Genomic DNA, 26,245 nt, shown 5'->3' with positions numbered 1-26,245 from the left:
TCAAATACTTAATCGTTTGTCAGACTTATATTTTGCGTTTGCCATCTTTTTCCTAGGATTTGGTTTCTCTAGATTTGGAACTGTAACCAATGGCTGTTTTAGAAACTACCTAAGCAGCAAAAAGGGATAATTTATAAATTTTAAACAACCAATTTATGAGGGTAATCTATTTAAGACAGTGCCCGTCTTTAAAGTATCTATTCACTGTGTTTATGTGGATACTGATAATGACATGGGCACAAGCTCAAGAAAAAACATTCAGGGAAAATTCTTGATGTGACAGGTAAACCAATAGCGGGTGTTTCTATTTCCGTATCCGGAAAACCAAAAGCTACTAAAACAGATGCCGAAGGAAGATTTTCACTATCCGCAGTAAATGTCGGGGACAAATTACAGATAAGTTTTCTAGGCTATAAAAAATTAGAAAAGAATATTGATAATAGCACGGTCTATAATCTAACGCTTGAAACAAATGAAGAGAGATTGGCTGACGTCGTAGTCGTTGGCTACGGAACCCTGGATAAAAAAGAAGTAACCAGCGCCATTACGCATCTAAGCGGTAAGGATCTCAACGTATTTGGTGGAAATGGCGTACTCAATTCACTTGCGGGCAAGGTAGCAGGGCTCAGTGTGGTAAACACTGGCCAGTCGGATCCGAACTCCTCTCCCAGCCTGCAACTACGTGGTGTGTCTTCCCGCAATGCCGGACTTGGACCGCTTTATGTAGTTAATGGTGTTCCCGGAGGAAATGTTGACAACTTAAATCAAAACGATATTGAATCCATCGATATACTCAAAGGCGGTGCAGCTTCGGCTATCTATGGAACACGCGGAAGCAATGGTGTGATTATTATCACAACAAAAAAAAGGCACTTCAGACCCTTACGCTTTTTATGATGGATATGCGAGTTTTGACGTACCGAATAACCGTATCCAGGTGCTGAGTGCCGAAGATTTCTTAAAACACAACCGGGGAACGGATTTTGGAGGGAATACCGATTGGTTTAAAGAAGTATCGCGCAAATTCGCCTTTAATCAAAAAAACACCCTTCAGCTAGCTGGTGGAAACAGACAAACCAATTATATCGTCTCCTTTGACCTGCGCAATGCGCATGGACTGGACTTACGTTCGGACAAGAAAGAATACGGGGCGCGGTTGAATCTGTCCCATACCTCGGCCAATAACCTATATACAGCTACTGTAACCATTGCGCCTAGATCCCTTAAAGCAAATAATGCCAGTTATAATGCATTCAATCAAAGTCTGACACTAAATCCGACATTGCCGGTGATGGATGCAAAAATCCAAATGCATTCAATTATATCAATACCGGTTTTTCTGGTGCTTATAATCCTGTTGAAGAGCTTCGCACGGTATTGGATGGAACAGAGGAAAGTACCTGGACTGGAATGCGGCGTTTAAACTTAACATTTTGGAAAACCTGTCTACACAGGTAACACTGGCACAACAATCTTCTGATTTTTTTGATTTCAATTTTACACCGTCCTACAATACGGGCGCGATCAATGGAAATAGTGGTAGAAATTCTGCGGGAAGAAATTATAAAAAAGTGACCAGTATGTATTTGAATGGACAGGAAACTATAAACAAAGCTTCGGAAGACATCATATTAACGTATTAGGCGGATATGCCTATAATTATTTTCTGTATTCAGGAATGAATGCAGGTAACCAAAATTTCCCATCCGATGTACTGACGTATAATAATCTGGGCTCAGGTCAATATGACGTGCCTATTCCTACCAACCCTCAGCCTGGTGATTACACGTTTAGATCGGTTGGTTCTTACAAAAATGATGCGAAACTGATTGCTTTTTTGGAAGGGTAAATTATGATTTGGCAAATAAATATTATGCATCGGCGAGTTTGCGCTATGAAGGTTCTTCTAAATTTGGAAGGCTGAACAAATGGGGTTATTTTCCCGCGCTCTCCCTAGGCTGGCGGATTATGGAGGAGGATTTCTTTCCGAAAGCGTCTTGGATCAATGACCTGAAACTTCGGGCAGATTACGGTGAGACCGGTAATCAGGACTTTGGCAGTTACCTTTCGTTAGATACTTATCAAGGTTATGGTTATTTTGCGTTTAACGGGGCATCATACCAAGTTTGGGGTCCCAGTCAGAATACCAACTATGACCTTCGTTGGGAAAAAGCACAGAACTTAAATTTCGGCGTCGACTTTGATCTTTTCCAACGAAAAATAAGTGGAAGTATCAATTATTATGTACGTACCAATAAAGATCTACTCGGCTCTTATAACGTTCCGGTTCCACCATTCGTGTTAACAACAACCTTTGCCAATGTAGGTACTATGAAAAATTCGGGCCTGGAGGTGCAATTAAATGCGAAGATCCTCACCCAGAAAGATTTTTCATATTCAGTGAGTTTCGCAGGGGCATCAAATAGCAATAAATTCGCTTCCTTTTCAAATGACATTTATCAGGGGCAAAACTTTCAATTCATGTCCTATATGCCTTCGCCGGGGTCGCCCGGACCAGCTCAACGGCTGGAAGAAGGACGAAGAATTGGCAGTTTCTATATGTACGAATCTGCCGGTATCGACGCCACTGGACGTTTGATGGTGTATGATAAGGACAATAATATTATACCCGGAAATACAGCTAAGGAAGAAGATAAACGTTTTGTAGGCAATGGATTACCATTGTTTACCGCTAGTTTAGGGCAGAACTTTACCTACAAAAACTTCGATCTTTCGGTATTTTTACGAGGTTCATTTAAATATGACCTCTTTAACACGACCGCTTTTTATCTCGGAACCCCTGTTACGCAATCTGGTGCGAATGTGCTCAAATCGGCTTATGGAAAGGGTAAATATGCTGCGTTGACCAATGCAGAGACCTATTCTACGCTTTCGGATTACTTCTTGGAGAAAGGTGATTTTGTTAAAATCGACAACATTACGATCGGTTACAATATCAAACCTCCTGTCAAGCAAATCAGTTCGATCCGGGTGTATGCCGTAGCACGCAATCTATATACGTTCACCAAGTTTACAACCGGTGATCCTGAAGCAATATCCGTTAATGGGCTGACACCCGGTATCAATACATCCTTGTCTTACTACCCATCGACGGCACAATTCCTAGCGGGTTTGCAGGTTAAATTCTAACGATTAAACACAACAAAAAGATGAAATTTTCATTACGTTATATAATTCCCATTTCTATAAGCACCCTAATATTGGGAAGTGCAAGCTGTACCAAGCTTGACGAAACCTTATATGATAAAATTACTTCTGACAATTTCTTACAGAAAAGAGAAGATGTGATCCGTGATTTTCTGAGGCCGTTTGAACATGCCTTTTGGTCGATTCAGGGTGGTGGTCTATTTTATGCGCAGGAGCTCCTGCCGATCAATTGATGACTCCCAATAGAGACGGTGACTGGTTTGATGGTGGCAAATATCAGCGGGCGCATTACCACACTTGGACAGTTCAGGATGACTATACCAGCGATATGTGGAAGGCTCTTTTTCAGGGCATCAGTTTAGCGACAAACTCGCTTGAGGATATCGAAAAGGTGAATATCCAAAAGTTCAGATCACTGAAGCGGAAAAGGCCGACTTTGTGGCTGAGCTGAAGACGCTCCGGGCATGGTTCAACCTACGGGCTTTTGATTTATACCGGAATATTCCGCTGGTAACAAAAGTAAAGGGTGAAACGGCAACTCCGCCGCAAGCGAAACCTGCTGAAACATTCGCCTTTATTGAAAAGGAGCTGAAAGATGCGATTCCCGGATTACCTCTCCGTCAGGATCTCGGCACAACGGGTATTGGTAGATGGACAAAAGGTGGTGCAGCGGCCTTATTGGCCAGGCTTTATCTGAATGCTGAAGTTTATACAGGTCAAAGCAAATATGCCGAATGTGCAGCGGTATGTCAGGATATCATCGACGGAAAATATGGTAATTATCAACTGGAAACGATTTGGTCGAAACCTTTTGATTACGATAACGCAAATTCCAGTGAAGTGATCTATGGATTCCCTGCAACTTTGGCCCGCACACACTGGCATTATACTTCGGATATGTATTGGTGGATGGCACCGCATCAGGCTCAAAATTTCTTCGGATTTACCGATTTCGGAAATATGAATACGCGCTATGCCCTTCAGCCAGGACGTGATGTGGATAGTGTCGAGTATAATTTTGCACTTGGTAAGCCCTTTATCAAATTTCAGCGCTATCCAGATGATCTCCGGTTAAAGAAATATAAAAATCTTGGCAATAGCAAAAGAGAGGGTATGTTTTTGTTCGGTTACCTCCCCTATTACAGCGATCCGACAAAATTGGTCAAAAGCAACCGAGGATATACCATCTTTGCCCGTGATCAGGTGGGATGGTTTAAGGATACTCCTCCGGGAACAAAGATCGCAGATAAGGAATCCAATATGAACCATGCCGATGACAACTCGGGCTTATGGGTGGCGAAATATCCGATATATCCTTCCAAGGATCCGAATGCCATTTCTTCGGCATTTGCGGAGATTAGACTTGCTGAAATTTATTATTCACTGGCTGAATGTAAATATAGAGCCGGAGATAAAGGATCCGCGGCAAAATTGTTGAATGCAGTGCGTAAACGTAACTATCCAAATGGCTCAAACAGTCTGTACCTGGAGTCGGGACAGCAATTGACCGATCAGGAAATGATCGATGAATGGGGTCGTGAGTTCCTGGTCGAAGGACGACGCCGAACCGATTTAATTCGTTGGGGTAAATTCAATTCTGGAAAATGGTGGGATAAAGAACCTGACAATAGTGATCATACTAAAATTTATCCTATTGGTCAGAGTGTGTTCACACTAACGCCATCATTGCAACAGAACCCCGGATACTAATCAGTTTTAGTCAGTATAAAACCATTTGAAAATGATGAAATTTAATTGGAATATAAGATTTTCGGCTTCAAAGCAACTTGGAAATATCCTGCTGTGGAGCGTATGTTTACTCTTGGTGCAGTCCTGTTCGAAAGAACTGGATGCTCCTACCCCGATGCCATTCGAAATTACTGCTATTACAGCATCTGCTGATAAGGTGGTCATTAATCCGAGTAAGCCGTCTGAGGAAGCTCTTACGGTATCATGGCCGGCATTTTCAAACGCAATGATCGCTTATAAAATAATCCTGGCTAACGGCGAGCAAAAGGATAGTGTAGCAGTTGCCGCTGGAGCGATAAGCAAACGATTTACGCAGGGTGAATTGAACGCTATACTCGTTGAGAACTTGAAGATGACTGCCAATGTAGAATCCAAACTGGATATCACGGTGCTCGGACTAATTCCGTCAAAAATGCTGTCAACTACATCTAAAACAATCAGTATACAGGTTGTTCCTGGTCCGGTCGGTGCGGCGTATGCATCCCTATGGGTGGTGGGTGATGCTACGCCAAATGGCTGGAATATCGACAACCCAAATGCGATGAAGAAAGATCCGACCAACGCCTTTCAGTTTAAGTTTAATGAAGTATTGAATGCGGGTGACTTTAAAATCCCTGTAGCGACAGGAAATTGGGGGACAGATTTCTTTATGCCTTTAACAAACCATCCAAAGCTTTCCGAAACTGCTGTTCAGCTGGTCCCGGAGGAAATCCGGATTATAAATGGAACATTGCAAGTGCTGGCGCTTACAAGATTCTGCTTAATATCAGTGCAAGCCCTTTTATCAGGATCAAACCTTTTACGCCGTACAAGCAGATATGGCTCGTGGGAGATGCCGTGCCTTCCGGTTGGACAATAGATAACCCTACACCGATGGTGCCTACAGCCGGAAACCCTTATGAGTTTACTTACACTGGCGCATTGAAAGTGGGCGAATTTAAGATACCAACCGCAACGGGAAGCTGGGACGGAGATTTCTTTATGCCACCAACCAATGGGGAGGGAACGACAGGAAAAGATGCAATAATTATCGCTGAGGGTAAAGTCGACAACAAATGGAAAATTACCGAAGCTGGAACGTATAAAATTACCTTCAACCAGCTTTACGAAACAATTTCAATTGTCAAAAACTAAGCCGGATGAGACGGTTTTGCGATTGGCGAAGTAATCCAAAGCGCATTACAATACTGAATTTTAATAGATATATGCTAAAATAGAAATGATGAAAAAATCAATTTTTCTTTTATTTGTCGTCTTGTGCTGTAACGGGATCGTAGCACAGGGGCAGCAGTTAAAATCGCCCAATGGAAGATTTGAACTGGCCTTTGATTGACGAAAGAAGGTACACCGACCTACGGGTTAAAGTTTAAAAATAAAGTGGTGATTAAGACCAGTAATCTGGGATTGGAACTGAAGCTCAAACCGGATGAAGAATTACACTTAAAGGGACAAACGGATAGTGAAATCCAGCTAAAAACAGGAGTTCGCTTTATAGCAATTTTGAAATATCCGATTCAAAGACCAGCACTTTCGATGAAACATGGCAACCGGTATGGGGAGAAACCAAAAATGTAAAAAACCATTATAATGAACTTGCTGTCACGTTAAACCAAAAACAGACGGAGCGTCAGATTGTGATCCGTTTTCGCTTATTTGATGATGGTCTCGGTTTTCGGTATGAATTCCCACGGCAGAAAAACCTAAATTACTTTACGATTAAAGAAGAACGTAGCCAGTTTGCCATGACTGGTGACCATACCGCTTATTGGATTCCCGGCGATTATGATACCCAGGAGTATAATTATACCACATCTAAATTATCTGAAATAAGGAGTTTGATGGGAAGCGCTTACGAGGGTGGAAACGTCTCTCAAACCTCTTTCTCTCCAACGGGAGTACAGACCTCGTTGATGCTAAAAACCAACGACGGTGTTTACATCAATTTACATGAGGCAAGCTGTCTGAATTATTCGACGATGCACCTCAATCTGGATGACAAAATTTTGTTTTTGAATCTTGGCTTACACCAGATTCACATGGCGATAAAGGTAAAATGCAAGCACCTGCTACCTCACCTTGGCGAACTATTATCGTAAGTGATGATGCAAGAGAAATATTGGCATCTAAGATGACCTATAACCTGAACGAACCAAGCAAAATACAAAATACCTCCTGGATAAAGCCTACAAAATATGTAGGCGTGTGGTGGGAAATGATTTCGGGTAAGCGTAGTTGGTCCTATACAAATGAATTTCCGTCTGTCCAGTTGGGAATAACAGATTTCAGTAAGGCGAAACCAAATGGTACCCATGGGGCGACAACAGCCAATGTTAAAAAGTATAGATTTTGCTGCAAAACATGGTTTTGGCGGTGTTTTGGTTGAAGGATGGAATATCGGATGGGAAGATTGGTTTGGCAATGATAAAGATTATGTCTTTGATTTTGTCACGCCTTATCCTGATTTTGATCTCAAAGGAATAAACGAATATGCACATTCCAAAGGTGTGAAACTGATAATGCATCATGAGACATCCGGATCTATCCGAAATTATGAGCGCCATATCGATACGGCCTATAGGCTGATGAACCAATTTGGCTATGATGCTGTAAAAAGTGGGTATGTAGGAAATATTCTTCCACTGGGTGACCACCACTATAGCCAATGGACAAATAACCATTTTCAGTATGCGGTAGAAAAAGCGGCTTCCTACCAAATTATGGTTAATCAGCACGAAGCTGTACGTCCGACCGGACTAGCACGTACCTGGCCAAATTTGATAGGCAATGAATCTGCTAGAGGTACAGAATACCATGCATTCGGTGGCATAAAACCTAATCATGTAACGATTTTGCCTTTCACAAGACTGATAGGCGGTCCAATGGATTACACCCCGGTATTTTTGAAATGAACCTGAGCAATGGTGCCCATGTGAATAGTACATTGGCCAACCAATTGGCGCTATATGTAACGATGTATAGTCCTTTGCAGATGGCAGCAGATTTTCCAGAAAATTATGATCGTTTCCCGGATGCTTTTCAATTTATTAAGGATGTCGGGCTGGATTGGGATGACAGTAAATATTTAGAGGCGGAGCCCGGTCAATATATTACAGTTGCCCGTAAAGAAAAAAAATACAGAAAAATGGTTTTTGGGAAGTGTAAATGGAAACGTCAGTAGAGCATCGAAGATAAAATTCGATTTTCTGGATGAGGGAAAGACTTATTTGGCGACTATTTATGCTGACGCGGCAGATGCAAACTATAAGACAAAACCGCAAGCGTACACCATAAAAACTATGAGAGTAACGAAAAAGGATTCTATGGTTCAACATTGTGCCGAAGGCGGTGGTTATGCCATATCGATAATACCGATTAACAAGTAAAATTCAATTTTAGCAACAATGATAAAGTTTCTGTTTTTGGAATAAATTTCTGAATACAGAAACTATATTTTTGAACATCTATTAGGAAAAAGCTAAACTTTATCGTTCCAATCAGTACTACAGAGATTCAATTGTACGAAATGAAAGTCACCAAAGCGAATGTTGTCAGCAGGACAGTCATTGTCAATTGTATCTTCATATCTTGGTTGTCTTTATTAGAATTGCGGTTCTGAATTTTATACTTCATAATTACTTCCTTTATAACTTGATTAATCATGATGTATCAAGATACAAAATAGATAAGTAAATTAGCTACTTAATTATTTAAATGATTACTTAAATGTTAACAGGATGAAAAATATAATAAGTATAATTTTAGTATCATTACTATTTACCGCTTGCACCACAAAAAACAAAATTTATAGTTATGGAGCGAGCTACATATTCTGGTATACAAGTACTTTTAAGGAAGTAGAAGAATATTATAAAAAGATTCTGTTACTATTTCAGGACGTGTAATTCAACCAATGGATATGACCAAGGTAGTATCTGTAAACTTTAGAAGTGCAAGTCAATCTATCTATGAAAAGGATAAGGATAAGACAGTTTTTTGCGATAAAAAGGCAAATTTTCCATAAAATTAAAGAGAAATAGTTATGATATTTTTGTTAGCAGCCCTTCAATATCCACAGGTTTCTTTATTGATAAATTAGGTCATATAGGCGACAGTGTAGTAATCGAGATATATCCTCAAAAGCAGGCATTGAGTAGATTATTCACCTATGAATAGTAATTATTTAAGCTGTTTTGACTACTATTCAAGATCAACCTTACTAGCTGAATGGTAGGAAGTACAATCCCGATAACAACTCATGACTGCAATAAATTGATTAATTTTAGAAAAAGTCTTGATATATGTCTGATTTCATAGCGCAGCTTCAATATAGAACAACACGAGAAGGTGGAAGAAAGACACCTGCTTTCTCTAAATATAGACCACAGATCAAATTTGATTTTGACGAAATGCAAACTTCTGGTGAGCAAACATTTATTGATAAAGATATAGTGTATCCCGGGGAGGAGGTCAAAGCGGTGATTCGGATAGCTGGCGTCATATATTTTAAAGGAAGGCTAGCTGAAGGTATGTTATTTGAATTTCGGAAGGCCCACGTGTGATTGGTACAGGAAAGATCTTACAAATATTGAATGATATATTAAAAATAGATCATTGATTGAAACTACCTGTTGAGTATATTTTTCAAATTGGTCAAATCCTTTTCCGCCAATCCCATATATGAAGTTGTCAATATTAGCACTTGCGGCAAATCATTTATTGATGCGTCATCATTTATAATGATCATTTGCTCTGATCGATCAAAAAATATATTAAGTTTAAAAGTTGAAAAGCTCCTAAATAAAATTAGGAAAGAAACAGTTGTTTATTGATGAAAGAAATGTACAGTTATAGATAATAGAATAATGAGACAATTAATTACGGCTATAGTACAAAAGCATGAGAAGGATGGTATCGACATCTATCCTGGAGCTATGCTGTCGGAGATCGATGCGTTTGAGCAAAAGATTGGATTCCCTTTGCCTGATGAGTTTAGAAGATTTTATCTCTTATGTAATGGATTTGGCTGTAATGAAGATATTTTCAATATTATACCGCTCGCTGCAATAATGGAGCACCCAGACCATTATGGAGATAATTGGTTTTATTTTTCAGAATATATGATTTATTTAGACATGTGGGGATTAAGGTTTTTGGGAGATAACTGCTATGAAATATTTAATGCATCGGATCTCACAATTGGAATGACTTCTTCGCTTACCGAATTTTTGCAACGTTTTTTAAAAGGGAATGTCTTCGACCCTGGGGGACTATATAAGTGGCATCAAGAATTGGGTATTATATCCTGAAATTTCGTCGATGTCTATACGGGAAACAGTAAGTAATTCCTAATGCCGAAGTCTATATACAAAAGCGTGAATATTATTTTGCACTTTCAAAAGATGGGAGTCCTTCTTTTGATTTGGATGTTTTGAAGTTCATTGTTGAGAATGCCAATATTGTTTGGATGGATTCTGATTTATTATCAACAAGCAATGCCGTAGGGTACTGATCCCTTTGTCCATACAAAGTCTTTTATTATTGATGCTCCGAAAAATAAGACAGACCTTTTAAATCTTCCAGTAAAGTTGGACGAACCGAGTTCTACTAGAGGTAATATTTTCAGTTCTTTACAAAATTACATATATTGGATTTGAAATAAAGGCTATTTGTTCTTGAATACCATTCCTTGATTTTTTTGGAAAACGATAAATTAGTTAATTACTCTTACTATGCTACATTTAATTAATTCCAGCAGGTACTATCCGGCATTCTTGCTCATATTACTATTCTCATTAAGGGGCTTAGAGGTAAGGGCGCAATTGTTTGATCAGGACAGCCTGAAATTAATATCTCGGCAGTTTGCATTTACAGAAGGGCCGGCAGTGGACAAGGACGGAATATCTATTTTACTGACCAGCCTAATAACAAAATCTGGAAATACAATACAGAAGGTCATCTTTCTCTTTTTAAAGATTCAGCCGGCCGTGCCAATGGACTGTACTTTAACCATCGCAGTCAGCTACTTGCCTGCGCAGATGAAAAAACGAAATTTGGTCAATAAGCAAAGATGGCAAAGTTACCGTCCTGCTGTCAGATGTAGATGGAAAGAAACTGAATGGTCCAAATGATCTTTGGGCAGATAAGAAAGGTGGAATTTACTTTACAGATCCCTACTACCAACGTGACTACTGGAGCAGAAAAAACCGGAGATAGAAGGGCAGAAAGTTTACTACCTCCCTCCGGGAAAAGGTAAAAGCCAATAGTAGTGGCTGATGATGTAGCTAAACCCAACGGCATTGTAGGATCGCCCGATGGAAGATACCTATATGTAGCGGATAGGGTACGAAATAAAACTTACAGGTATACCATTGAATCTAACGGTAAGCTCAGCGGACAGAAGGCGGTCATCGACCAAGGCTCTGATGGGATGACATTGGACAATCAGGGAAATGTTTACCTTACGGGGAAAGGTGTTTCTATCTATAGTCCGATAGGCGTATTGATAGGACATATTGAGGTAATAGAACCATGGACATCCAACGTCTGTTTTGGAGGCAAAGATCGAACTGACCTATTTATCACAGCTTCAACAGCAATTTATTGCCTCCCAATGCGTACAAAGGGAGTAGAATAAATTTTCTGTCTTCAGCAGTTGGCGTAAACGGCAATTTAGTAAGCTCTACTGAATTATATGGACAGTAATTATATATCCAGACTTGGCACTTATTACAGATTCTTTGGATAAACATATTGACGCTATTAAATTATTAAAAAAATCATGTCTACGCTCTCCTAATAAGCTTGTAAATTTCAAACCAGAGTACGGATACAGCGGCAACGGCGAGTGCTGTAGTCAATTCAGATCCACTAAGGGCTGTGATCTCAAAGAAAGAGGCGACAGGTCTGCAATATAATATGACAAATAGCAGGATAAGCACGGCACAAGAGATTCCTAGCAGTAAAAAATTACGGTTCTTAAAGCTTTCGACTATGCTATAGTAGAAAGAACGGTTGGCATAGCTCAACAGTATATTTGCAAAGATCAAAGTACAGAATACCATCGCCCTTGTCTTTTCTTCACTCCCGCCATGCTGGGCGGTAAACTGATAGCTAAACAAGACTCCAAGTGTGATCGCTATTCCCTGAATGATGCTTATCCCCAGTTCGTTGATGCTCAAAAAGTACTTCCCATCGCTCTTGGTGGCTGATTCATCGTGTTTTTTCGATAGGTTCATTCTCATATACAATAGAACAGGTAGGCCCCATGGCCAGTTCCAGAAAAATCACATGGACAGGAGTAAATATCTGCGGATAGATCCATCCCAAAAATAAGGGCAAGGATACAGTCAGAATAATGGGAATATGAATGGAAATAATATACTGCACAGCCTTTTTGATATTGGTATAAATCCGGCGGCCGGCAGCGATGCCGACGATAAGTTTCTGCAGATCATCGTTGGTGATGACCAATGCTGCCGCTGATTTCGCGATCTCGGTTCCCTTATTTCCCATAGCTACACCAATATGCGCTGCTTTCAATGCTGGTCCGTCATTTACCCCATCTCCGAGCATGGCCACAACCTCTCCTCTCTTTTTCAGCGCATTGACAACGGCAAGTTTTGCGTCGGGAAACATTCGGGTAAATAACGTTGTCCGTTGAGCGATATCCATAATTTCATCTTCGGTATTCCCAACGATGTCACTGCCATTTACAGACGGAGTAGTATTGACAATTCCTGCCTGCAAAGCGATCGCTTTTGTTGTCTCAGCATTATCGCCAGTAATCACCTTTACTTTAATGCCCGCAGCATAGATCTGCTGAAAGACCTCCCTTATGCCCTGCTTAGGTGGATCATAGAAGACAGTAAGCCCTAAAAACTCAAATTTAAAATCCTGTTGTTTTGCGGGGAAGTCATTCCCTTCAAAATGTGATTTGGCGACACCAAGAATCCGATATCCCTGCTGAGCAAAAGTTTCAATCACCCTCCTTATCTTATCTCTGTCGGCGTCGGAGAGCTGGGAAATGCTAAGTATCGCTTCGGGTGCGCCTTTAGCCGCTATGATCCGCTCCTTTTCATTATTTTCGAAAAGGTGTGTCATCATTGGCGGTCTGCCCTCAAGAGGATATTCATGAAACAGCTGATAATCCTTTCTCAGATCATTTTTTTGCGTTTCTTCGTATATCTTATGTAAGGTGATTTCCATTGGATCAAAAGGCACAGGTTCACTGCTCCACATGGCATAGTCGATAAGTTCATTAAGGGCTTTGTCGTCAAATTCACCTTCGACATAAACCGTATCGGAGCGATAATCATACAGATGTTTTAGTTGCATAATGTTGGCCGTAATAGTGCCTGTTTTGTCTGTACAGATTACTGTCGTACTTCCTAGAGTCTCGACAATACTGCTCCTCTTTATAATAATGCCCTCGCGCATAAGCTTCCATGCTCCAAGCGCCATAAATGTTGTAAATGCAACAGGAATTTCTTCAGGCAGCACAGACATCGCCAGTGTCAGTCCACTGAGCAAGCTCTCTACGATATTGCGGCTATCCATATAACTAAACAGGCACACCAGCAGGAAAATAACAAGTCCGACGATTGCCATAGCTTTAACAAATTTCCGGATCTGAACCTGTAAAGGTGAAATCTCTTCTTTAATCGTTCGTATGGATTCGCCAATCTTGCCAACGCGTGTGTCTTTGCCTATCTTTTGTACCTGAAAAACAGCAAGACCCGAAACTGTTATTGTTCCGCTATAAACTAAATTATCGGTTGTCATACTATCCTTGAACACTGAAAAACTCTCGCCTGTGAGCGATGATTCGTTGACAGAAAAATCATTACTGTGCACTATAATTCCATCAGCATTTATCATGCGTCCTTCTTCTGTAATACAGAGGTCTCCTACCACAATTTCCCGCGTAGCAATCTTTACCACCTGACTATCTCGGATGACCACACTCAGGGGCTCATTTAGTTTTTCAAGCTCTTCCAACGCTTTCTTACTACGGTTGTCCTGATAAAACGAAATCGCTGTTACCGCTACAATGGCTACCATCATAAATGACGCTTCAGCATAGTCACCCACAATCAAATAGATCATTGAAATAACGATCAGCAAAATCAGCATAGGCTCTTTTAAAACTCCAACTAGCAATTCCAACCAGGTACTTTTATGGCTTTCCGCCAACTGGTTATACCCATATTGTGCCCTGGCCCGATTTACTTCGTCCTGATTGAGACCTTTAAGATGACTTGGGATATTATATGCCATAAAGAAATTGATTAATATAGAAACGATTATCTACTGACTGTATAAGAAACACTATTTCCCAGAATATGTTCTTCAGGATTTTAATTTTATAAAGTAGATGTTAGAAAGTTATAGCATGAATCTAATGAATTATGTAAGCGCAATTTGCTCATCTTTGATTAATTATGCTTATAAGGAAAAATAGGAACCGTTTTACGGAGATGAAAAAGACAGTCCCAACAATTAGTGAACGGACAATTGCAAAACAGCTTAGGGAATTGGAAGCCGATGGTATTATTAGCCGAAAGGTTTTCAATGAAGTTCCTTTACGAGTTGAATATTACTTAACAGAATACGGCGAAAGTATTTATCCGATCGTCCGCGATATGCGTAAATGGGGACATATGCATTTAAAGCATTTGCAAAATTTGGTTTAGCAAGCTACAATCCAAACCAAATAAGATTTATAATGCCTGCTTTATTGATATCCTGTTCAATCTCATCGGAATTGACAAAATAGCCAGGTAATCCATATGGATATCGACTCCACTCAGAAGTCGATTTAGGGTTCTAAGACAACTATAAAGTAAAATTTCCGATATTAGTCCAATATATAGGGGTTTAACCCGGCGGAAATCTATGATGTACAACGATAAAGTTATATTAAAGGAATTAACTATAAATGATGCGGATTTCTTCTATAATATCTATTCGCATCCCGAGCTGACGGTTAATTTCGACGAAAGTCCTTTCATGGAAAATGAAACAGCAGCTGAGTTTACTAAACGTATCATTTCAATATGTGAATATATTTATACGATTAGGCCATTAGAATACCCAGAACTGATTATTGGGGACTGTGCTTTACATCATTGGGACAAAGAAAATCAGGAAATCGTTATTGGCGGATCGTTGCTACCCCAATATTGGGGTAAAGGCTTAATGCAATCGGCCTTTGATCTACTTATTGTGTTAGCAAAATATAATCTGGACGTAAAGACTCTCCTTGCACCTACCAAAACGAGAAATCACAAAGCGATAAGATTGGTAGAAAAAATGGGGTTTTTAAAGTATAAAATGAGTGGTAATGATACGATTTTGCGGAAAGTAATTTTATAACGTTGTAAACACCGTTTGATTTGCCCTTGCGTCGTCAAGCTGATACCCAATCGTAATCCTACACGCATCGGTATTTAGGATAATTGAAGGTTATATAGAAATTCAGCAATATTTTGATTGCTAGTTTATCGGATACAATATATATCGAATGAACTGTGGAAGAGGACACTCTTGCCTATTTGACGGCAAAAAATTGTTACAGTCCTAAATATCTGTTTAAATATTAAAGTAATTGCGTTAGCCACTATTTTTTGGTGAAAAAGTCCAACCATAAATCCAATCAAGTTGTTTAATTTGATTTTTAAAAAAACCGATTAAAGTATCACGAAACCAAGCCGTTATTGGATTAGTTTTTGTTTTAGTCATCCCTATTTTCCTTGCACTTATTATTACTCGCTCTACTCTAGGCTGGCGGGCGCTCTGAAAAAGCTGAAAGGCTTGTGTATAGTCTAAATTTAATTTTAATAATTCAGCAATTACGAGCGTATCTTCCAATGCCAATGAGGCTCCCTGCCCAATATGTGGAGAGATACCGTGCGCCGCATCTCCAATAAGACACACCCTGCCTTTATACCAATGCAAAAGTTTAGGCACATCATAAATAGGATATGCAATAATTTGATGGCTATTTTTGATGATTTTGGAAAATAAAGGATCGTCATTCTGATGAATTTTTGTCAAATAGTCCTGAATTTCGGTATTTAATGTTTTTTCTACTTCTTTTGGCTTCGGTTCCTGTTCTCTAAAATAATTATTAAACCACCAAACTTCACCTTTGTCGGAAACCGAATAAGCGAAAAATCCCCTTTCACCAAAGTTCATGTGTATGGAATCCAACGGTTCAGAAAGTTCAGGAACATATCCATAACCACCAGTAGAAATGACTTTCGTATACTTAGTAAGAGAAGCATTCGGGAATAATTGATTTCTAACTTCGGAAAACATTCCGTCACAGGCCAACATAATATATCCTGCAACCATTGTCCCGTCATCAAAATATGCAGTTACCTGTTCATTAGCTTCATGATATCTGACAAATTTTTTGTCGTACCATATTTTTATCCCAGCCGCCTTAGCAGCTAATAGAATGTTTTTATTGAGGTTCGCTCTTTTGATCTGAATTGTTTCTACACCATATTGTTGTTTCTGATAGGCCGTATCGTGTTCTGCTATTTGCTTTCCTTTAGAATTGAAAAACTTCATTGAACCGGGAGTATAATCTTCCTTGAGCAGTTTTAAGTCAACAAATTCTTTCAATACATTCAATCCATTGGGTGTAAGACCCAAAAAGCTCCCTCTTTTGCTTTATCTTCTGATCTCGCTTCAAATAATTCAACATCAAAACCCATTTTTTTCAGTTGTAAAGCTAGTATGGGCCCAGCTACTCCGGCACCGATAATAAGTACTTTTTATTCATTGTTTTTCTCTTTTATTTTTAATCCGGATATCAGTAAAAAGTTCAATGCAAAAAAATGACGACTCGCACATAATTTAAATTGCGCCATTGGGCCGCTTTTTCCTGTAAGGATATATCTAGCGTATCGCTATATGGTAATTGCTGGAATTCCGTGATAATAGGCGCGAAATACGTTAATGTCCATATCCTAACAACAATATGCGCAACAAGAACCAGTAACATTAACCTTCTACGATTCTTTATCGCCCAGTTAAAAATCAAAGCTGTAATAAATACCATTTCATGAATTCCGTGTGTTATTATCCAAAACATTTTAAAATCCAGTCCGTAAGGTTTTTGAAAAAAGATGAATGAAGAAGGTGGAGCTGCTGTCCATGCAGGCACCATTATCGCAGTTTCCCATAATTGGGCTCCATTCATAATAAAGTAAGCGCAGATTGAATAAAATAACCATCGGGTAGCTTTCGAGTATTGATATGTATTTCTCATTTATCTAAATTTATTTCTTACATTATCTCGCTTGACAAAAGTACCGCGCGATCAAAAAATGCGCTTGCAAAAATGGAGTTAAACTGGTAAATTAGGGCACAATGGGATTTGAACTGAAAAATGATAAAAAGCTTTTAAAATAGCCTTTGATGAGAATGATTTTGGTAGTCATGGTTTTAAAGAAAATACCTTTAAAACGAATATTCCCTTTGGACAATTAACTGCTAAACAATGGCTTTTCGATGGTATTAAGATCTTATATTCCGAAACTGATCTTGATAAACCGACAGAATTGGATTGGAAAGGAGATTCAGAACTGGTAACCATGCACTTTAATTTGCAAGGAAGAACTTCAATAGTACAGAACGGAATGAGCAATTGCTTTGAATTAAATGGTAATCAGCACAATTTATTCTATGGAACCAAGGCTAAAGGTACAATGAAATTTGATGGTTTGCAGATGAAATCATTTATGGTGCAATTTCAAAAGATTCTTTTTAACCATTTCAAAAGATGGAAACGAATCCTTAAAGCGGTTTGCTGATAAAATAGTTTCAGGAACTCCTGTTGCTTTCTCCAATTCTAGTCTAAATATTGATCTGCCAATACAAACCTGTATCAGTTCGATTTTGAGGTGTGATTATTCTGGTGGGTTAAAGAGATTGTTTCTTCTTTCGAAAACCATCGAGTTGCTTGTCTTGCAAGCAGAGTCTTTAAATCATCATCAAGGTTCAACCTCAAAATACATAAAACATGATTATGATAAAGAACGAATTGTATACGCCCGTGATTATCTGGTTAAGAATATCGAGTCGCCCCCAACGTTGATAGAATTGGCGAGAATAGCGGGGTTAATGAATATAAGCTAAAACGAGGGTTTAAGGAAATATTTAATCAAACTGCTTTTTCCTATTTATCTGACCTACGTTTAGATCTGGCAAAGAACGATCTATTGGAAGGCAAAAAGCAAGCCACTGAAATAGCGTTTGAACTGGGTTACTGTTCCTTACAGCACTTTAGTAAAGCATTCAAGAAAAAGTTCGGCATGGCGCCAAGTAAAGTCGGACGGTAAGGTAGTGTTCGTTTGTACTCTTATCGATTATGTAGCTCTTTTTATCCTAGGAGAGCACGACGCAATTATAAAACCATTCCGCCGTCGATAAGGATTTCCGTTCCGGTCATGAAGCTTGCCACATTGTTATCTGACAGGTAAATAACAGCTTTGGCAACATCTTCCGCAGTTCCCATTTTCTGTAAAGGGATTCCGCTAATTAACCATTCATCAAGACCTTCCAATGTTTTTTTGTCCAATCCTGGTTTGGTCATAATCTCGGAAATGATTAACTGGGGTAGAGAACATCGAAGAATAATTGTGGAGGGTAAGATTTAGTAATCAGACCATTTTACTATATACAAGGAGAACGCCCACGGGTACAAAAACTTGAGTTACTTTGCTGGTATCAGGAAATTTACGCCCGTTTGAAAGGCAACCCCACCAAATCTATTTTCCGTCGCAAAATTCTGCGTTATTCGAGCCATTATACCAATTTTATGAGGTACAAGCCAATAGGATCCGAACGCACCTATTCCCGCATTCTGGTCAGAAAGAAAACTGCCTTCCGTCCCCTTGTCATCGGACACTTGTTTGGAATAATTGCCAAATAGTCCCACTTCGTCTCCCCGGGAATTCAGTACATAGGAACCACCTAAATCAAACGTAAGATGACTTCCTTCCTTAAAATCAGTATTTTTTTGCCACTGATTGATTTCTAATGTCGGAGCAATACTTAAATTAATCTTGGAGGTTGGCTTATATTTAAGAGCACCGCGTATATTATGTGACCAATAACCATGCCCCCATTGTCTAAACTACCATGCTCATATTTGCCAGTCGGAGCCCATAGGCCATAATTTAATGCATATTGAAACTTCCCCTGCTTCCATGATAACCAGATTGGCTGCACATACATGTCGCCAAAGCCTAAACTCTTATTGGTAAAAACATATCTTCCGGGGCCTGTCTGCTGCGAATAGTAGTCCAAGGCAATATTGGCGGTAGGACTGTTTACTGTCGGGATAACCATCAGTCCCCAATTAGCGCCCAATATCTTTCCCTTTCCGCCGTATATTGCCATCAGGATAAAAGAATGAGTGATCACCTTTTGTTCGATTTGCAAAGCCGTGGGATTGCCAGGAACCGGATTAATCAATTGATCTGTCTTTTGCCCTGACCGTTGAAATAATTCATATTGGCATAACCATACCAGACTGGTATAATAAACCCTTCATGCGGAGCAAAATAATCGTTGGGATTAAACGATGAACCGTTATAATGCCCCTGACCATAAACTTCCACCCCTGACAATATAAATAGAAGCACATAAAAAATCTTTTTCATATCACGAATCATTTATCTCTTTTAAATACTGTTTTCCCCTCTTTGATGGTTTCAATGACTTTGATATCGCGCAGATTCTGAGGCGCGATTGTTAGCGGATTTTCATTTAAAATTACTAAATCGCCTAATTTTCCTTCTTTCAAAGATCCCTTTTCATTCTCTTCTTGATACTGATAGGCAGCATTGATCGTAATTGCTCTCAATGCATCCATTACATCTATCCGTTCGTCTGGCCCCAATACCATCCCCGAACGCGTTGTCCGATTGACCGCGGCATAAACTCCTGTCAATAGATCCGGTGGGGTGACCGGACTATCATGATGAATTGTAAACAAAATACCAGCTTTTTTGCCGATGCAGCAGGACTAATGAATGCTGCCCTTTGGACCAAAGACACTTTGGTAATGCCAGTCTCCCCATAAATAGACATGTGAAGAGAAATAGGATGGTATTACACCGATTTCCTTTATTTTGGCGATATGATCTGGTCTACTATTCTGGACATGAATTAACGTCGCCCTCATCTCGGGTTTATAAAGTCCTTCTTCTTTCAGTCTACCAATTACCCGAAGTGCCTGATCTATTGCCGCATCGCCATTAACATGAAGCTGCGCTGTAATATGGTTTGTAAAAACTGTTTTCAGATCGTTATATAAATTTTCGTCTGAAAAAATCGGAAAACCTCTGTAGTCTGCAGATTGTCCTTCGGGTGGGATCAGGTATGGTACTGTTAACCAAGCGGTCTTTCCTTGTGGTGAACCGTCATCTGAAAATTTGAATCCGCCGAATTTTAGCCGTTTTATGTATTTCATGTAGTTCGGTTTAAAGGATTCCCACATGGCTTTGTTAGCTTCAAAATCGGGAAAATAAACTACATCTGCCTTTAAGAGGTTCTTTTCGGCCGCTTCTTTCAACATTCCTACACTAACGCCCATTGAGCGTCCATCACAAATAGTCGTCTGACCGTAACTAAGCCACTCATCCTGCGCTTTGATAAAATCTTTCATGGATTGTGATAACTCACTGTCAACCGACTTGGGTTTGGGCATCATTTCGGTTAATTTTACTAATGCCGCAAAGGAGGCATTTTCCTCTAGTTTGCCATTCAGCCGATTATCATGCGGATCTCTGCCATAATGCCCCCTTCGGGATCTTGGACGTTTTCGGCAATACCTAATAATTCCAACATCGGGCTATTGACTACGCTGGCGTGCCCTGAGGCATGAATGACAATGATAGGGATTTTCATACTGACGGCATCCAACTCCTTACGGGTCGGGTGGCGATGCTCGCTCATAATAGCATCATCGTATCCATTTCCTAAAATGGGAACGGAAGAATCAAGCGTTTTACGCTGAATAGAAGCTTTAAGGTCTTCTGAAGGTCGGGAATGGAATTCACTGTGCCATATGGACTTGGTGAGAGATCTATAGCTTGTTCCATGCCTGCGCGCGAAGTAATATGACCATGCACATCAATAAAGCCTGGAAGCAATGTTTTTCCTTTTAAATCTACCTTCTCGGTATTTCCTCCAACATAAGCATCCGCTTTGTTTCTAGGGCCAACGAAAATGATCTTTCCACCTTTAAGTACCAAAGCCTCGACCTGTGGGAACTTATCTTCCATGGTAATGATATTGCCACCGAAATAGATGACATCACCATTATCCTTATTGCTTTTACATCCTAAAATAAAAATAGGTAAAAGAAAAAATAGATATTTTGAAATTGATTTCATTTTAAATGGTTAATATTTAATAATATAACCTTTAAAGTAGTTAATTGTTTTTACTTGATATCACAACCAGTGCTCCTCCATTTTCCATTAAGAAGCCTGATCGACGTCTATTCACTCTTGAAACCTGATGAAGCAAAATATGCAAGCCATCGTTTGACACATCTGGATTTTCTAATCTTCAACAGACTTGGCATGAGTGCCGTCCTTGCCATTGAAGTGGACAGTTACACTTATCATGCTATCGCAGGAGGACAATTTTTCCTTTGCCAGCCCAATATCCCTGAAGGTCTTTCCTTCTTTTCTTAGCTTCAGAAAAATGGCTCCCAAACAAACAAGAGATAAGGCCAAGAATTTATATTGGATTCAATGCACGAATAAGAGTCAGTTTAACACAGAGAGTAGATATCGGCCTGCCGACCCTGATCTGCAGTATATTTCTTTAATTCCGAACGGATTTGACAAAAGCAGCAATAAATATTTAAAAACAATGTTATTACGCTCGATCCTACTTACTTCTGGAGATCTCCAGAAATAAATGCAACACTATAAATATAGTATTGGCAGGCAGCTGACTGGAATATGATCAACTTTCCGACTTTAAACGATTTAAAATCAGCGAACGTAGAAGTTCCTCATGTTCATCTCCCCAGCGTCCCAATGCTGAAATAATCGGAATCAATGTCTTGCCGAAATCCGTAAGACTATATTCAACTTTTGGCGGTACAACGGGATATATTTTTTTGTAATCAATCCGTGGTCTTCCAACTCCTTTAACTGGATATTTAAAACCCTACGCGAAGCGTCCGAATCTTACGCTGCAATTCGCTTGGTCGTTTATATCCCTGTTCAATAAACCAGAGCAAACGTATTTTCCATTTACCGTAAAGAACTTCACCGATCAGATCAAGACCGCAGTTCAGATTCGGAATTATTTTTCTCTCATACATATTCCAAAATTAGGGTATGTTCCGAATTGCACAATAGGGGAAAATTTATCCCTATATGAATCGTAATTCCGTACTTGTGCCAACTGTTTTTATACCCCAATTTTGTCCTATAAACAATTCGTAAAAATGGGACAATTTAATTTTAATAATGAATTATCAGGCAAGATTGCCTTGGTGACCGGGGGCACAAAAGGTACCGGAAGAGCAATTGCAGAAAGACTGCTACAGGCTGGAGCAACAGTGATTATAACCGCAAGAAATGCACCTGAAAGAGAAAACGTTAATCTGTATTTCATTGCCTCCGATCTGAGTAAAGTAGAAGGTGCCCAAAAAGTAATCAGCGAGATCCTTACGAACTATGGGAGACTGGATATTTTGATAAACAATCTTGAGGCTCATCAACCCCTGCAGGCGGGTTTGCAGCGCTAAGCGATGAGGATTGGGAATCTACGCTACAGGCTAATCTTTTGGCTCCGATTCGTCTAGATAGAGGATTTTTACCGCAAATGATCGATCGGAAAACAGGCGTTATCATCCATATAGCTTCAATTCAGGGAGATTGCCGCTATATGATTCAACTTTGCCGTATGCTGCTGCAAAGGCAGGACTGCGAAACTACAGTAAAAGTTTATCGAATGAGGTGACACCGAAAGGGGTTCGTGTACTTACTGTTTCGCCCGGATGGATCAATACCACAGCATCGGAAGCATGGCTGGGCGAAATTGCAAGAAACGCTAACAGTACAGTGGAGCAAGCGCAACAAGGTGTAATGGACGCATTGGGTGGAATCCCTTTCGGAAGACCCGCTGAACCTGAAGAGGTGGCTGAACTCGTTGGTTTCCTTGTTTCACCGAGAGCCAGCTATCTAACAGGAACCGAATATATAATCGATGGTGGAACAGTACCAACAATTTAATATTATTTAAAAATAGAACATATGAACTTACCAAAAGTAATCGCCGAGTTAGTAAAAAGGCAAAACAATTTCGATAGTGCTGCTTATACACAATGTTTTACGGAATCCGCGGTAGTCTTTGACGAAGGCAAAACCCATAACGGAAGAGTAGAAATTGAACAATGGATTGACAAATCCAATAAGGAATATAGTGCTACAATGGAGCCATTGGATTATGACGAAAAAGAAAATATGCTATCCGCGGAAATTTCTGGATCTTTTCCTGGAAGTCCAGTCATTTTAAAATTTCATTTTCAGCTTTCTAATGGGCTTATTCAATCACTGAAAATTACTGAATAGAATCTAAAACAATTAGATTCAAAAAAGCTGAAGTATTTACTCCAGCTTTTTTGATATCCAAAGCCTTGAAGATACCATTAGCAAGAAACCCTACTTCACCATCAAAATCAACAGAAATGATCTCATTCTTTTACCCTACGTGGCTTTTAATTCAATAGGATGAATACGCGAAAATGTTCGAATACCAGCTGAACGATGAATCCTTGTACGCATACTTTTAATATAGATAACTACAATTAGCGACAAACTGCTCAAATTTTCGTTCTGAATTGCGCATCATTGGTCCATGCCCGAAGCAGATAATTGAAGGGTGGAGTTTTGCTAACTTCTGAAGTGATTGGATGTTGTTCTGTTGATCAGAGGTGAAGACATTTGGTGGTAACCGCAGTCCTGGGAGTGTCGTGAGCAGATTCATATTTGTTGCCGCATCGCCGATGATAAGTACACCATCATGCTCTCGGAATAAAGAAATATGTCCGGGGAATGCCCTGGGGTTTCAATTACCCTAAAGTTTCCAACCCAGTCATTTTCAGCAATCGTGCGATCTACCTGATGTCCCTGCCCCGCCCAATATCGCTGTTGAAGTTTTGCTATCCAATGTTGCGGCCGTGGATAGTCCTTTGTAACCAGGCCCGTTTGGGTCTTAAAAATTTCACGGGGATGACAGCATAAAGGTAGCTCAAATTCTGAGCATATCTGATCGCTACAGCCTTGATGGTCTGCGTGCGCATGTGTCAATACATGTTGATGAACCGGGATGTTCAATAGTGCTTTTTTATGGTACTATAAGAACTTCGGATTCCAGAGTCTACCAGCACACCTTCAATAATATAGCAGTTGATACTATTTCTTGGCATGAGAGAGATTTGAAACACCTCAGGTGCAATTTGACGTGACATAGTTTTTTGCGTACAAATCTAGCCCATCGTCCCCTACAGCAAAAGGACATTTGTCCTATAATACTTTGATTTTTGAGATTTGTCCTTTCGCCCGTGTAAGTGACCGTTGTGTGATGCCAAGGTAAGATGCCAGATCCTGCACCGATATACGTTGGACCAGCTCAGGGTCGGAAGAAAGAACCTGACGGTATCTGTCCAAAGCCGACCTATTGTTGTAGTTTAGCAGATAATGTTCCTTTTGTTTATACTCCTGTTCCATCACTGATTTTACAACACCATTCAGGGTGGTCACCTGAGCAAGCAGATTTTGATAATCAAGATAACTGATTTTATAGATTACGCTATCTTCAACAGCCCGGATACTTCTTCTGGATTTTTCCTGCATGACAAACTCCGTAAAAGAGCCTGTAAATTCTTTTTCAAATTTGAAGCAAGTTATATTTTCTTTTCCTTCCTGGTCAATAGCGTAGGCTTTGACAGCACCACTAGCGATAAATCCAATATGATTGCAGTATTCATTTTCATGAATAAAAAACTCACCTTTTTTAGGTGAATTGGTTTAAAGAACTGTATTGAAAAGCTGATCTCCTCATCTGAGAACGCTCCTGTTGAGGAAAGGTAATTTATTAATATGTCAGTCATTACATCTTCTATCTGTCCTTTTTATTTTTCTCAAACCACTTATAGCTTACTTACTCCACCTGTGTACAAATTTAACATTATCATACCTCCTATTCTTTCTCTTGTTGTTCTTCCAAAATCAATTATTCAACACCTCTAAACGACATAATAACTCCAGAATATGTATCGTGGCCTTCACCAATATATAATAAATCTATGCCTGATAAGTTTTTATTGCGGGCAGCTTCTTTAAATAAAGGATAATTCATTTTTTCGATCTGATCATTCCAGTCTGCATCGGATGTGGGTTTGATTGATTCTAAATCTTTCATTTCAAACATAACACGATCTGACATTTTTTAGAACGTTGCACAAAAACAGTATCGCCTTCTATCCTTATAATTTTGACCCAACCAGCTGGTAATCCTTGGATGCTATTTCCCTCTACATCGGTAAAAAAACTAGCGCCATAAAGCTGTCCTGTTTGCAATTGCTGTGCTGCTTTAGCAAGATTTTCTTTTTCGTTGCGGTATTTTTTGCCATCTGAATTGAGTTTAATACCATAAATAATAGATCCAGCAATTGCTATTGAGGCAATAATCAAATATCCCTTCCATAGTTTGAAATATGGAATTTTTAGCGTCTTCTTAAATGTTTTTACCTCTTCTTTTATCTCAGGCGAATAGTTTCTAGCGTGGATAACCTGTCCTTGTGGATTTACTAATCGGGACATTTTTACTAAACCACCTCCAACTGGAAATCCTAAAAATTTAGTCGCAGGCGTAATGATATGGAGATTGAAACGCTGCGGTTTCGTCTCGTTTTTTAGTGTTGCAATGATTTCTTTACTTCCTAGAATGTATTCGTAACGCGTATAAATGAAAAGCATAAATTGAAGAAATTATAAATTTTAAAGCCACAAATTAAAGAAAATTTCAACTTGCAACAATCCTGTGTAAATTAATTGCTTAATACAGAATCAAATAAATTTATCTTCCATTTAACTGAGTCAAGTTTAATCATACTCAATCAAGATACAAAATGGATACGTATATTATAGCTTCTGAGTTATATATTTTGTCTTTTAAATCCTGTTTTGTAAATTCAAAATAGGAAGCCATATTTCATGGAAGGCGAAAAGATAACCTTTAAAAATTACTATTAGTGGACGCGTCATTATGGGAAAAGTTT

The 26,245-nt window shown here is 39.4% G+C and carries 44 protein-coding genes and 3 pseudogenes; 29 read left to right on the top strand and 18 right to left on the bottom strand.

What is annotated here, in order from left to right:
- Window positions 1-267: 267 nt before the first annotated feature.
- From KUH03_RS41465 to KUH03_RS41370, 20 genes and pseudogenes are all read left to right on the top strand, one after another.
- Window positions 268-897, top strand: a complete 630-nt coding sequence (locus KUH03_RS41465) for a TonB-dependent receptor plug domain-containing protein (RefSeq protein ID WP_257097827.1) — start codon at window positions 268-270, stop codon at window positions 895-897.
- Window positions 898-937: 40 nt separating this feature from the next.
- Window positions 938-1,423 (top strand): hypothetical protein, encoded by a 486-nt coding sequence (locus KUH03_RS41460; protein ID WP_257090439.1) that lies wholly within the window; start codon window positions 938-940, stop codon window positions 1,421-1,423.
- 10 nt (window positions 1,424-1,433) lie between these two features.
- Window positions 1,434-1,643: a hypothetical protein gene (locus KUH03_RS41455; protein ID WP_257090438.1), complete on the top strand. Its 210-nt coding sequence runs from the start codon at window positions 1,434-1,436 to the stop codon at window positions 1,641-1,643.
- A 35-nt stretch (window positions 1,644-1,678) separates the two neighbouring features.
- Window positions 1,679-1,849, top strand: coding sequence for a hypothetical protein (locus KUH03_RS41450; protein WP_257090437.1), 171 nt, complete (start codon window positions 1,679-1,681; stop codon window positions 1,847-1,849).
- Between the two features lie 8 nt (window positions 1,850-1,857).
- Window positions 1,858-3,150, top strand: a complete 1,293-nt coding sequence (locus KUH03_RS41445; RefSeq protein ID WP_257090436.1) for a TonB-dependent receptor — start codon at window positions 1,858-1,860, stop codon at window positions 3,148-3,150.
- A gap of 20 nt (window positions 3,151-3,170) precedes the next feature.
- Window positions 3,171-3,401 carry a hypothetical protein gene (locus KUH03_RS41440; RefSeq protein ID WP_257090435.1) on the top strand — a complete coding sequence of 77 codons (231 nt, stop codon included), beginning with the start codon at window positions 3,171-3,173 and terminating at the stop codon, window positions 3,399-3,401.
- Window positions 3,401-3,619 (top strand): hypothetical protein, encoded by a 219-nt coding sequence (locus KUH03_RS41435; protein WP_257090433.1) that lies wholly within the window; start codon window positions 3,401-3,403, stop codon window positions 3,617-3,619. The genes KUH03_RS41440 and KUH03_RS41435 overlap by 1 nt, the downstream gene beginning before the upstream one ends.
- Entirely contained in the window at window positions 3,607-4,878 is a 1,272-nt protein-coding gene (locus tag KUH03_RS41430; protein WP_257090431.1) for a RagB/SusD family nutrient uptake outer membrane protein, read from the top strand. The genes KUH03_RS41435 and KUH03_RS41430 overlap by 13 nt, the downstream gene beginning before the upstream one ends.
- A gap of 31 nt (window positions 4,879-4,909) precedes the next feature.
- Window positions 4,910-5,776, top strand: coding sequence for a SusE domain-containing protein (locus KUH03_RS41425; protein ID WP_257090429.1), 867 nt, complete (start codon window positions 4,910-4,912; stop codon window positions 5,774-5,776).
- Complete coding sequence (locus tag KUH03_RS41420; protein WP_257090427.1) at window positions 5,743-6,051, top strand: SusF/SusE family outer membrane protein; 309 nt, start codon at window positions 5,743-5,745, stop codon at window positions 6,049-6,051. The genes KUH03_RS41425 and KUH03_RS41420 overlap by 34 nt, the downstream gene beginning before the upstream one ends.
- 195 nt (window positions 6,052-6,246) lie before the next feature.
- Complete coding sequence (locus KUH03_RS41415; protein WP_257090426.1) at window positions 6,247-6,492, top strand: glycoside hydrolase family 97 N-terminal domain-containing protein; 246 nt, start codon at window positions 6,247-6,249, stop codon at window positions 6,490-6,492.
- Window positions 6,423-7,013, top strand: a complete 591-nt coding sequence (locus tag KUH03_RS41410; RefSeq protein WP_257097826.1) for a glycoside hydrolase family 97 N-terminal domain-containing protein — start codon at window positions 6,423-6,425, stop codon at window positions 7,011-7,013. The genes KUH03_RS41415 and KUH03_RS41410 overlap by 70 nt, the downstream gene beginning before the upstream one ends.
- Entirely contained in the window at window positions 6,971-7,300 is a 330-nt protein-coding gene (locus KUH03_RS41405) for a glycoside hydrolase family 97 N-terminal domain-containing protein (RefSeq protein ID WP_257090425.1), read from the top strand. The genes KUH03_RS41410 and KUH03_RS41405 overlap by 43 nt, the downstream gene beginning before the upstream one ends.
- A pseudogene (locus KUH03_RS41400) lies at window positions 7,218-7,912 on the top strand (glycoside hydrolase family 97 catalytic domain-containing protein); the annotation flags it as partial. The gene KUH03_RS41405 and the pseudogene KUH03_RS41400, both read left to right, overlap by 83 nt.
- Window positions 7,889-8,095, top strand: coding sequence for a glycoside hydrolase family 97 C-terminal domain-containing protein (locus KUH03_RS41395; RefSeq protein WP_373564906.1), 207 nt, complete (start codon window positions 7,889-7,891; stop codon window positions 8,093-8,095). The pseudogene KUH03_RS41400 and the gene KUH03_RS41395, both read left to right, overlap by 24 nt.
- The gene (locus KUH03_RS41390) at window positions 8,067-8,300 is read left to right on the top strand and encodes a glycoside hydrolase family 97 C-terminal domain-containing protein (RefSeq protein WP_257090420.1); all 234 of its coding nucleotides are present in this window, start codon (window positions 8,067-8,069) and stop codon (window positions 8,298-8,300) included. Before KUH03_RS41395 ends, KUH03_RS41390 begins: the two co-directional genes overlap by 29 nt.
- Window positions 8,301-9,215: 915 nt before the next feature.
- The gene (locus tag KUH03_RS41385) at window positions 9,216-9,476 is read left to right on the top strand and encodes a hypothetical protein (protein WP_257090418.1); all 261 of its coding nucleotides are present in this window, start codon (window positions 9,216-9,218) and stop codon (window positions 9,474-9,476) included.
- 303 nt (window positions 9,477-9,779) lie between these two features.
- Complete coding sequence (locus tag KUH03_RS41380) at window positions 9,780-10,223, top strand: SMI1/KNR4 family protein (protein ID WP_257090416.1); 444 nt, start codon at window positions 9,780-9,782, stop codon at window positions 10,221-10,223.
- A gap of 465 nt (window positions 10,224-10,688) precedes the next feature.
- A complete protein-coding gene (locus tag KUH03_RS41375; RefSeq protein WP_257090415.1) occupies window positions 10,689-11,045 on the top strand; it encodes a hypothetical protein in 357 nt (118 codons plus the stop codon).
- A gap of 137 nt (window positions 11,046-11,182) precedes the next feature.
- Window positions 11,183-11,551: an SMP-30/gluconolactonase/LRE family protein gene (locus KUH03_RS41370; RefSeq protein WP_257090414.1), complete on the top strand. Its 369-nt coding sequence runs from the start codon at window positions 11,183-11,185 to the stop codon at window positions 11,549-11,551.
- Between the two features lie 148 nt (window positions 11,552-11,699).
- Here KUH03_RS41370 and KUH03_RS41365 read toward each other — a convergent pair whose 3' ends face one another.
- Complete coding sequence (locus tag KUH03_RS41365) at window positions 11,700-12,152, bottom strand: cation-translocating P-type ATPase C-terminal domain-containing protein (RefSeq protein WP_257090413.1); 453 nt, start codon at window positions 12,150-12,152, stop codon at window positions 11,700-11,702.
- On the bottom strand, window positions 12,127-14,193 hold the full coding sequence (locus KUH03_RS41360; RefSeq protein WP_257090412.1) for an HAD-IC family P-type ATPase: 2,067 nt from the start codon (window positions 14,191-14,193) through the stop codon (window positions 12,127-12,129). The genes KUH03_RS41365 and KUH03_RS41360 overlap by 26 nt, the downstream gene beginning before the upstream one ends.
- A gap of 164 nt (window positions 14,194-14,357) precedes the next feature.
- On the opposite strand from KUH03_RS41360, the gene KUH03_RS41355 reads away from it, so the two are divergent.
- On the top strand, window positions 14,358-14,609 hold the full coding sequence (locus KUH03_RS41355) for a helix-turn-helix domain-containing protein (RefSeq protein WP_257090411.1): 252 nt from the start codon (window positions 14,358-14,360) through the stop codon (window positions 14,607-14,609).
- 202 nt (window positions 14,610-14,811) lie between these two features.
- Window positions 14,812-15,291, top strand: a complete 480-nt coding sequence (locus KUH03_RS41350; protein ID WP_257090409.1) for a GNAT family N-acetyltransferase — start codon at window positions 14,812-14,814, stop codon at window positions 15,289-15,291.
- 237 nt (window positions 15,292-15,528) lie between these two features.
- Here the strand turns inward: KUH03_RS41350 and KUH03_RS41345 are convergent, their stop codons facing one another.
- From KUH03_RS41345 to KUH03_RS41340, 3 genes are all read right to left on the bottom strand, one after another.
- On the bottom strand, window positions 15,529-16,548 hold the full coding sequence (locus KUH03_RS41345) for an NAD(P)/FAD-dependent oxidoreductase (protein ID WP_257090407.1): 1,020 nt from the start codon (window positions 16,546-16,548) through the stop codon (window positions 15,529-15,531).
- A 5-nt stretch (window positions 16,549-16,553) separates the two neighbouring features.
- A complete protein-coding gene (locus KUH03_RS49990; protein ID WP_373564905.1) occupies window positions 16,554-16,688 on the bottom strand; it encodes a hypothetical protein in 135 nt (44 codons plus the stop codon).
- Between the two features lie 62 nt (window positions 16,689-16,750).
- Complete coding sequence (locus tag KUH03_RS41340; protein ID WP_257090406.1) at window positions 16,751-17,128, bottom strand: transposase; 378 nt, start codon at window positions 17,126-17,128, stop codon at window positions 16,751-16,753.
- Window positions 17,129-17,489: 361 nt separating this feature from the next.
- Here KUH03_RS41340 and KUH03_RS41335 point away from each other — a divergent pair, with 361 nt between their 5' ends.
- Window positions 17,490-17,741 (top strand): hypothetical protein, encoded by a 252-nt coding sequence (locus KUH03_RS41335; protein ID WP_257090404.1) that lies wholly within the window; start codon window positions 17,490-17,492, stop codon window positions 17,739-17,741.
- Between the two features lie 288 nt (window positions 17,742-18,029).
- On the top strand, window positions 18,030-18,269 hold the full coding sequence (locus KUH03_RS49985) for a helix-turn-helix domain-containing protein (RefSeq protein WP_373564904.1): 240 nt from the start codon (window positions 18,030-18,032) through the stop codon (window positions 18,267-18,269).
- A gap of 65 nt (window positions 18,270-18,334) precedes the next feature.
- Here the strand turns inward: KUH03_RS49985 and KUH03_RS41330 are convergent, their stop codons facing one another.
- The 6 genes and pseudogenes from KUH03_RS41330 to KUH03_RS41310 all read right to left on the bottom strand — a co-directional run bounded on the left by KUH03_RS41330 (window position 18,335) and on the right by KUH03_RS41310 (window position 21,332).
- Window positions 18,335-18,523: an SDR family oxidoreductase gene (locus tag KUH03_RS41330; RefSeq protein ID WP_257090402.1), complete on the bottom strand. Its 189-nt coding sequence runs from the start codon at window positions 18,521-18,523 to the stop codon at window positions 18,335-18,337.
- Window positions 18,524-18,643: 120 nt separating this feature from the next.
- Window positions 18,644-18,994 (bottom strand): transporter, encoded by a 351-nt coding sequence (locus KUH03_RS41325; RefSeq protein ID WP_373564903.1) that lies wholly within the window; start codon window positions 18,992-18,994, stop codon window positions 18,644-18,646.
- Window positions 18,985-19,407 (bottom strand): transporter, encoded by a 423-nt coding sequence (locus KUH03_RS49980; protein WP_373564583.1) that lies wholly within the window; start codon window positions 19,405-19,407, stop codon window positions 18,985-18,987. The genes KUH03_RS41325 and KUH03_RS49980 overlap by 10 nt, the downstream gene beginning before the upstream one ends.
- A complete protein-coding gene (locus KUH03_RS41320; protein WP_257090400.1) occupies window positions 19,404-19,595 on the bottom strand; it encodes a hypothetical protein in 192 nt (63 codons plus the stop codon). Before KUH03_RS41320 ends, KUH03_RS49980 begins: the two co-directional genes overlap by 4 nt.
- Before the next feature lie 8 nt (window positions 19,596-19,603).
- Window positions 19,604-20,922 (bottom strand): annotated as a pseudogene (locus tag KUH03_RS41315) (amidohydrolase).
- Entirely contained in the window at window positions 20,916-21,332 is a 417-nt protein-coding gene (locus KUH03_RS41310) for an amidohydrolase family protein (RefSeq protein WP_257090398.1), read from the bottom strand. Before KUH03_RS41310 ends, KUH03_RS41315 begins: the two are co-directional and overlap by 7 nt.
- Before the next feature lie 54 nt (window positions 21,333-21,386).
- Here KUH03_RS41310 and KUH03_RS41305 point away from each other — a divergent pair, with 54 nt between their 5' ends.
- Window positions 21,387-21,638: a hypothetical protein gene (locus KUH03_RS41305; protein ID WP_257090397.1), complete on the top strand. Its 252-nt coding sequence runs from the start codon at window positions 21,387-21,389 to the stop codon at window positions 21,636-21,638.
- A gap of 277 nt (window positions 21,639-21,915) precedes the next feature.
- Here KUH03_RS41305 and KUH03_RS41300 read toward each other — a convergent pair whose 3' ends face one another.
- Together KUH03_RS41300 and KUH03_RS41295 are read right to left on the bottom strand one after the other, a co-directional pair.
- Window positions 21,916-22,068, bottom strand: coding sequence for a helix-turn-helix domain-containing protein (locus tag KUH03_RS41300; RefSeq protein ID WP_257097824.1), 153 nt, complete (start codon window positions 22,066-22,068; stop codon window positions 21,916-21,918).
- A 46-nt stretch (window positions 22,069-22,114) separates the two neighbouring features.
- Window positions 22,115-22,279, bottom strand: a complete 165-nt coding sequence (locus KUH03_RS41295; protein WP_257090396.1) for a hypothetical protein — start codon at window positions 22,277-22,279, stop codon at window positions 22,115-22,117.
- A gap of 126 nt (window positions 22,280-22,405) precedes the next feature.
- On the opposite strand from KUH03_RS41295, the gene KUH03_RS47545 reads away from it, so the two are divergent.
- From KUH03_RS47545 to KUH03_RS41285, 4 genes are read left to right on the top strand one after another with little or no spacing between them, the layout of a single operon-like run.
- A complete protein-coding gene (locus KUH03_RS47545; RefSeq protein WP_306429338.1) occupies window positions 22,406-22,708 on the top strand; it encodes an SDR family NAD(P)-dependent oxidoreductase in 303 nt (100 codons plus the stop codon).
- A gap of 38 nt (window positions 22,709-22,746) precedes the next feature.
- Window positions 22,747-22,923 carry a hypothetical protein gene (locus KUH03_RS47540; RefSeq protein ID WP_306429337.1) on the top strand — a complete coding sequence of 59 codons (177 nt, stop codon included), beginning with the start codon at window positions 22,747-22,749 and terminating at the stop codon, window positions 22,921-22,923.
- A complete protein-coding gene (locus KUH03_RS47535) occupies window positions 22,860-23,195 on the top strand; it encodes an SDR family oxidoreductase (protein ID WP_306429336.1) in 336 nt (111 codons plus the stop codon). Before KUH03_RS47540 ends, KUH03_RS47535 begins: the two co-directional genes overlap by 64 nt.
- 21 nt (window positions 23,196-23,216) lie before the next feature.
- Window positions 23,217-23,534, top strand: a complete 318-nt coding sequence (locus KUH03_RS41285; protein WP_257090394.1) for a nuclear transport factor 2 family protein — start codon at window positions 23,217-23,219, stop codon at window positions 23,532-23,534.
- A 217-nt stretch (window positions 23,535-23,751) separates the two neighbouring features.
- Here the strand turns inward: KUH03_RS41285 and KUH03_RS49975 are convergent.
- The 5 genes and pseudogenes from KUH03_RS49975 to KUH03_RS41260 all read right to left on the bottom strand — a co-directional run bounded on the left by KUH03_RS49975 (window position 23,752) and on the right by KUH03_RS41260 (window position 25,943).
- A pseudogene (locus KUH03_RS49975) lies at window positions 23,752-24,272 on the bottom strand (MBL fold metallo-hydrolase).
- A 216-nt stretch (window positions 24,273-24,488) separates the two neighbouring features.
- The gene (locus KUH03_RS41275) at window positions 24,489-24,926 is read right to left on the bottom strand and encodes a Crp/Fnr family transcriptional regulator (protein ID WP_257097823.1); all 438 of its coding nucleotides are present in this window, start codon (window positions 24,924-24,926) and stop codon (window positions 24,489-24,491) included.
- Window positions 24,869-25,075, bottom strand: coding sequence for a hypothetical protein (locus KUH03_RS41270; protein WP_257090391.1), 207 nt, complete (start codon window positions 25,073-25,075; stop codon window positions 24,869-24,871). Before KUH03_RS41270 ends, KUH03_RS41275 begins: the two co-directional genes overlap by 58 nt.
- Before the next feature lie 122 nt (window positions 25,076-25,197).
- A complete protein-coding gene (locus KUH03_RS41265) occupies window positions 25,198-25,386 on the bottom strand; it encodes a hypothetical protein (RefSeq protein WP_257090390.1) in 189 nt (62 codons plus the stop codon).
- Window positions 25,383-25,943 (bottom strand): hypothetical protein, encoded by a 561-nt coding sequence (locus KUH03_RS41260; protein WP_257090389.1) that lies wholly within the window; start codon window positions 25,941-25,943, stop codon window positions 25,383-25,385. Before KUH03_RS41260 ends, KUH03_RS41265 begins: the two co-directional genes overlap by 4 nt.
- Between the last annotated feature and the right edge of the window lie 302 nt (window positions 25,944-26,245).

The organism is Sphingobacterium sp. E70 (assembly GCF_019285695.1).
Classification (GTDB): domain Bacteria; phylum Bacteroidota; class Bacteroidia; order Sphingobacteriales; family Sphingobacteriaceae; genus Sphingobacterium; species Sphingobacterium detergens.
This window is presented reverse-complemented; position numbering and strand designations above follow the sequence as displayed.

What these genes read in the sequence shown, in the direction of transcription:
- KUH03_RS47545 (WP_306429338.1), top strand. Translation starts at nt 22,406, where the DNA reads ATGGGACAATTTAATTTTAATAATGAATTATCAGGCAAGATTGCCTTG.
- KUH03_RS41295 (WP_257090396.1), bottom strand. Translation starts at nt 22,279, where the DNA reads ATGTATGAGAGAAAAATAATTCCGAATCTGAACTGCGGTCTTGATCTG.
- KUH03_RS41340 (WP_257090406.1), bottom strand. Translation starts at nt 17,128, where the DNA reads ATGAATGGAGCCCAATTATGGGAAACTGCGATAATGGTGCCTGCATGG.
- KUH03_RS41450 (WP_257090437.1), top strand. Translation starts at nt 1,679, where the DNA reads ATGAATGCAGGTAACCAAAATTTCCCATCCGATGTACTGACGTATAAT.
- KUH03_RS41385 (WP_257090418.1), top strand. Translation starts at nt 9,216, where the DNA reads ATGTCTGATTTCATAGCGCAGCTTCAATATAGAACAACACGAGAAGGT.
- KUH03_RS41285 (WP_257090394.1), top strand. Translation starts at nt 23,217, where the DNA reads ATGAACTTACCAAAAGTAATCGCCGAGTTAGTAAAAAGGCAAAACAAT.
- KUH03_RS41360 (WP_257090412.1), bottom strand. Translation starts at nt 14,193, where the DNA reads ATGGCATATAATATCCCAAGTCATCTTAAAGGTCTCAATCAGGACGAA.
- KUH03_RS41440 (WP_257090435.1), top strand. Translation starts at nt 3,171, where the DNA reads ATGAAATTTTCATTACGTTATATAATTCCCATTTCTATAAGCACCCTA.
- KUH03_RS41265 (WP_257090390.1), bottom strand. Translation starts at nt 25,386, where the DNA reads ATGAAAGATTTAGAATCAATCAAACCCACATCCGATGCAGACTGGAAT.
- KUH03_RS41435 (WP_257090433.1), top strand. Translation starts at nt 3,401, where the DNA reads ATGACTCCCAATAGAGACGGTGACTGGTTTGATGGTGGCAAATATCAG.
- KUH03_RS41310 (WP_257090398.1), bottom strand. Translation starts at nt 21,332, where the DNA reads ATGAAATCAATTTCAAAATATCTATTTTTTCTTTTACCTATTTTTATT.
- KUH03_RS41395 (WP_373564906.1), top strand. Translation starts at nt 7,889, where the DNA reads ATGTATAGTCCTTTGCAGATGGCAGCAGATTTTCCAGAAAATTATGAT.
- KUH03_RS41425 (WP_257090429.1), top strand. Translation starts at nt 4,910, where the DNA reads ATGATGAAATTTAATTGGAATATAAGATTTTCGGCTTCAAAGCAACTT.
- KUH03_RS41405 (WP_257090425.1), top strand. Translation starts at nt 6,971, where the DNA reads ATGCAAGCACCTGCTACCTCACCTTGGCGAACTATTATCGTAAGTGAT.
- KUH03_RS41365 (WP_257090413.1), bottom strand. Translation starts at nt 12,152, where the DNA reads ATGAACCTATCGAAAAAACACGATGAATCAGCCACCAAGAGCGATGGG.
- KUH03_RS41355 (WP_257090411.1), top strand. Translation starts at nt 14,358, where the DNA reads ATGCTTATAAGGAAAAATAGGAACCGTTTTACGGAGATGAAAAAGACA.
- KUH03_RS41330 (WP_257090402.1), bottom strand. Translation starts at nt 18,523, where the DNA reads ATGACCAAACCAGGATTGGACAAAAAAACATTGGAAGGTCTTGATGAA.
- KUH03_RS41320 (WP_257090400.1), bottom strand. Translation starts at nt 19,595, where the DNA reads ATGAAAAAGATTTTTTATGTGCTTCTATTTATATTGTCAGGGGTGGAA.
- KUH03_RS41270 (WP_257090391.1), bottom strand. Translation starts at nt 25,075, where the DNA reads ATGACTGACATATTAATAAATTACCTTTCCTCAACAGGAGCGTTCTCA.
- KUH03_RS41380 (WP_257090416.1), top strand. Translation starts at nt 9,780, where the DNA reads ATGAGACAATTAATTACGGCTATAGTACAAAAGCATGAGAAGGATGGT.
- KUH03_RS41260 (WP_257090389.1), bottom strand. Translation starts at nt 25,943, where the DNA reads ATGCTTTTCATTTATACGCGTTACGAATACATTCTAGGAAGTAAAGAA.
- KUH03_RS41350 (WP_257090409.1), top strand. Translation starts at nt 14,812, where the DNA reads ATGATGTACAACGATAAAGTTATATTAAAGGAATTAACTATAAATGAT.